Origin of the sequence: Anabaena sp. UHCC 0187, assembly GCF_009712035.1 — a bacterium.
Lineage (GTDB): Bacteria > Cyanobacteriota > Cyanobacteriia > Cyanobacteriales > Nostocaceae > Dolichospermum.
Genome location: NZ_VILB01000055.1, coordinates 1 through 4,297, shown reverse-complemented (window position 1 = coordinate 4,297; position 4,297 = coordinate 1). Strand labels below are relative to the sequence as shown.

The window sequence follows — 4,297 nt, the reverse complement described above, 5'->3', positions numbered from 1 at the left end:
ATACTTATTTACTGGTAGTAGTAGTAATGATGAAAGCAATATTCTCCCTGTTACACTATGGGATATTAGAACCAATAGTATAGCGGGTGATTTTGAAGCTCATCAAAGTTATGTATCTCATTTATTTCTGAGTGCAAATGGAAAATTTTTAGTAAGTTCTGGAGGTGATAATACAATCAAAATTTGGCAAGTAGAAACCAAGTAACTTTATTTATTGTTAAACTAAATTTATCAGGGAGGAAATTATGCAATATCTACAATGGGCAAAGCGATCGCTATTTATTTCAGGACTGAGTTTAATGATTTTTGGTGTTAATGAATCAGTATTCGCTCAAACTCGACAACCGACAAATGCAGAACTAAGCAAATTACGTCAAGGACTTCAAGAACACATTAGACAAGTCAAAAATGATAGTACAGGTGCTAGTCATATTCAGGATAGACGTACTCCAACAGAAAAAAGCTCACGAGAATCCTTTGTACGCGGTTGGTCACAAGTTGAACCAGGATTAGCACCTTTTTTGGGTTGGTGGGGAGGATACGGAAGGACTAGACATATTTATCCTTCTAATATTAAAGGTCGTGTTTGTGTTATTTCAACAGGTGAAGGTTTTGGCAGAGTTGATACTGGGACGTTATCTAATGGAGTAATAATAACCAAGAATGGTGAAGTCTTATTTAAAGAAGGAAATTATTATTTAGGATTAGCATTAATAAACAATGGTAAATTTGTCACCAATAATGGTGATGTTCCATTGAACGCTCCTAGACCTCTTATCTTATTAAATAACTTACTTAATTACATAGTTGAGTCATCAGATCGGATTATATTTGTTCAACAATTTAATTCAAATGGCTGTGCTTCTAGTTTACCTAAATCTTTAAGATCAACTATGACTGCACCAGCACCAATATTTAAGCCTGTAATTAATCAGATTAAACAACGCTTACCAAATAATTTAGTTTTCAGATTACCAAGCAGTTTACCTGATTCCATAACGCAAGGAATTAGCAAAGATAATTTAAAAGTTGTTTTGAAAATTGTTAATAATCAAAATGCTTATATATCCTTACTAGATACAGGAAAAGATTGTCAAAATATCAATACTGCCAGTAGACTGTATTCTTTAGATTGCAGACGAATTTCCATTAACACTGCTTTATTGTCCTCCGATTTCTACAAAAATTACCAAACTAGATATAATTCAACTATCCCTTTAAATCTCAATAAAAGCATCAAAGCATCTTTATTTAAAGGAGATGGATGGAATAATATAAGCTGGATTCAAAATGGATTATTTTTTCACGTATATTCCGGTTCTTGTTCAGAAAATGAATTAATTGCCATCGCTAACTCAATGGTTAATGAAACACCAATTAAGAGAAACAAATAATAAGGAGCAAAAAATGAAACACCTATTTATATTAGGATTCAGTTTACGTATCCGCTCAATAAATGGGGGCGGACTAGCTGTTGGGGAAGGATTTTACGCCATTTGAGGCTTGTCATGGAAGGATTTACCCCGGATTATTGAGCGGTTATTACTTATTTCTGTTAACTTTTTTATCGAGTAATGCGGAGAATTTTATCCCGCTGTGGAGGGCAATTTCCCCGTCCATCACAGTTACTGGTGGTGACATATAATTCACCATCTGGCCCCATAATTGCTTCTCGCAGCCGTCCATATTGACCTTGCAAATACACCTCATGACGCTCAACTTGTTGGGGAGACTGGGGTTTGAAAACAACGCGCTGCAAATGTTGAGAACGAAGAGTGGCAATTATTAAGCTCCCTTTCCATTCAGAAATAGAATTGCCAGTATAAATTGCTGCCCCACCAGGAGGTAAAGCTTCACGCCAAACAATTGACGGAGTAACCATTCCTTTCTGTGATTCACAACGGTAGATAGTAGGCCAGCCGAGATTGTCTCCTGCTTTTGCTAAACTGAGTTCATCGTGACCCCTTCTTCCCAAATCCCCACTAGGTCCGTGATCTGTCACCCATAATGTTGATTTATCCAGCCAATCAAACCCCTGAGTGTTGCGAATCCCAGTTATATAGACAGGATTTTTACTAAACGGATTGTCTTGCGGTACTTGTCCGTCAGGTGTCACACGCAGGATTTTACCAGCAAGGCTATTAACATCCTGGGAACTTTGCGGTTCTCTGGCATCACCGGTGCCAATGTAAAGCATTCCATCTGGTCCAAAGCGAATGCGACCACCGTTATGAAATTGTGCTACGGGAATATTATCAACAATTACTTTATCCGGGGAAGCACTGAGTCCATTCTCAGATAGTCGCCATCTTTCCACACGATTAACCTGTGATCCATTTCGATCAGCAGTGTAGTAAATGTAAAAAAATCGGTTCTTAGCAAAGTTAGGATGAGTGGCAATACCCAATAAACCATCTTCACCGCTTTCTGTGACATTGATAGTAGCTACTGGTTGGGAAATAAGTTTACCATTCCGCACGAGGCGGACTCGTCCCGGTCGTTCGGTAACTAAGATATCTGTATTTGGCAGAAAAGCTATTCCCCAAGGAACTTCTAAACCTGTTACGACTTCTTCTACCCGCAGTTTTACCTGTCCTTGGGAACCGAAGCCATTTTCTACTAAAGTACAGGCTTGATTTTTAGTAGCAGTTTGTTGGCTGACTTGTTGGGCTGTTTCTGTTTGTTGATTATTAGTGTTTGCGGACTCAGTTGTTGCTAAGTTGCAAGCTGAAATTCCTACTAAAACCATGCCGAAAAGTAATTTTGCTGCCAGAGTTTTTGTCTGTTTCATGATTTGGCAATGGCGTGTTCTTTTGTTTGACCATAACATTGCCAATTCTGTTTGGTATCATCCAAAGACGATGACATCTGGCAAATGTACTGTCCATTGTCTGGAGGCTATACTGTGATTGTAATACTTCCAGTAGTGTCATTGTTAACTTCCATCATAATATTAAATGTGCTTAAAAGGGGAGGTTTTAAACCGTTCGGCTGACGCTCACGGCGGAAGCCTTGAATGAAACGAAACAATTATCAATTAATCAAAGATTTCTGGTCTATAATTTCAGCAAATTATTTTTTCTCAGCGCAACCTGTTCGCACTGTCCTACCCAAAATTAAAGTTGCTGTGTAGGGATATTTTTTATCTGACATACCATCGCTACAGAAGCCATTAGCTTTCTGAATCATCAGCATATTATCTGCTCCACCACGTAAGCGATAAACTCTAAGCACATCTAAAGGCCGTCCGTCTGCTGCTTGGGGATTTACATAAGGAAAGGTTTGTTTTCTAATTTTATCTGCCACCCAGGAATAAACGATACCTTTTTGGCTAACATTTATATTCCAAAATGGTTCATTACCTACTACGTTAAATTCTTCTACTCGGCTGCTGGCAATATGATTTTGTGCCGATTTAATTGCAACATTTGCTGTTGCGCTGGCAGTAGCTGGGGTTAGGGATATACTGGCTAATCCCATACATAATATTTTTAAACACAACAGCTTGTTCATGAATTTTCTACCTGGATTGGGTATCTACAACACGATTAACTAATATATTGAGCGCGATAAGTAATACACCTATTTAGGTGTCAAATAATTAAACAAAAGGAGATCCCTAATTTCCTAATACAACAGAAAAAAAGTCAATGATGTATAATTTGCTAACTTTAACATTTATGATTCTGGAAAAAAGTCTAGTAGTGGTCTGTCAAGCTAAAAATTGTGAATTTGAGGGAAAATGGAGGGGCTATTCACTGTAAATCTCAGCAGATATCCTAATAACTGATTATGCTTAAGACCTATATTGTCCGGTTAAGTCAAGAAGAACGGCAGTATCTACAAAATTTGGTATCCACCAGAACAGAGTGCTGAATTTGTATCTAACGTGGGGGATAATATCGAGCTACGAAGTATTGATTTAAGTTTTCCCATTGAGTCGGTTTATGAGGATATTGTTTTTGAGGAATTAGGATAAATCGCTAGTATTTCTAAGCTGTGACGCAGCTAAGAGAACTCCACAAAAAAGATGAACTGCTTGCAGCAGCGCTAGTTCCCTCCGGGACGCACTCGCGTTCGCTATCCAATTTTACCAAATCAAAACGACTTTTCCTCCCCATGCTCCCTGCTAGAAAGCCCCCTGCCTACAAAGTTTTATATTGCTATTGCTCGAAAAGCTTAATTTGGCGTTACTTATGGCTCATGTTATGGTTCACAATTTGGATTATGGTTCAAGTCACATAGAGTCCTTCTAGTAAGACTTTTGGGCAAAAAAGCAAATGCGTAATAGCATAAT

At 38.0% G+C, this 4,297-nt stretch carries 4 protein-coding genes; 2 read left to right on the top strand and 2 right to left on the bottom strand.

Features of this window, described 5'->3' with window-relative positions; translation table 11 throughout:
- On the top strand, positions 1-205 hold a 205-nt coding region (locus FJR11_RS23260), incomplete at its 5' end, for a WD40 repeat domain-containing protein (RefSeq protein WP_371417615.1).
- A gap of 40 nt (positions 206-245) precedes the next feature.
- On the top strand, positions 246-1,394 hold the full coding sequence (locus FJR11_RS23375) for a hypothetical protein (protein ID WP_174763184.1): 1,149 nt from the start codon (positions 246-248) through the stop codon (positions 1,392-1,394).
- A gap of 170 nt (positions 1,395-1,564) precedes the next feature.
- Here the strand turns inward: FJR11_RS23375 and FJR11_RS23250 are convergent, their stop codons facing one another.
- Entirely contained in the window at positions 1,565-2,791 is a 1,227-nt protein-coding gene (locus FJR11_RS23250; RefSeq protein WP_168508046.1) for a sorbosone dehydrogenase family protein, read from the bottom strand.
- 281 nt (positions 2,792-3,072) lie between these two features.
- Positions 3,073-3,513 carry a COG3650 family protein gene (locus tag FJR11_RS23245; protein ID WP_236721515.1) on the bottom strand — a complete coding sequence of 147 codons (441 nt, stop codon included), beginning with the start codon at positions 3,511-3,513 and terminating at the stop codon, positions 3,073-3,075.
- Between the last annotated feature and the right edge of the window lie 784 nt (positions 3,514-4,297).

What these genes read in the sequence shown, in the direction of transcription:
- FJR11_RS23375 (WP_174763184.1), top strand. Translation starts at nt 246, where the DNA reads ATGCAATATCTACAATGGGCAAAGCGATCGCTATTTATTTCAGGACTG.
- FJR11_RS23250 (WP_168508046.1), bottom strand. Translation starts at nt 2,791, where the DNA reads ATGAAACAGACAAAAACTCTGGCAGCAAAATTACTTTTCGGCATGGTT.
- FJR11_RS23245 (WP_236721515.1), bottom strand. Translation starts at nt 3,513, where the DNA reads ATGAACAAGCTGTTGTGTTTAAAAATATTATGTATGGGATTAGCCAGT.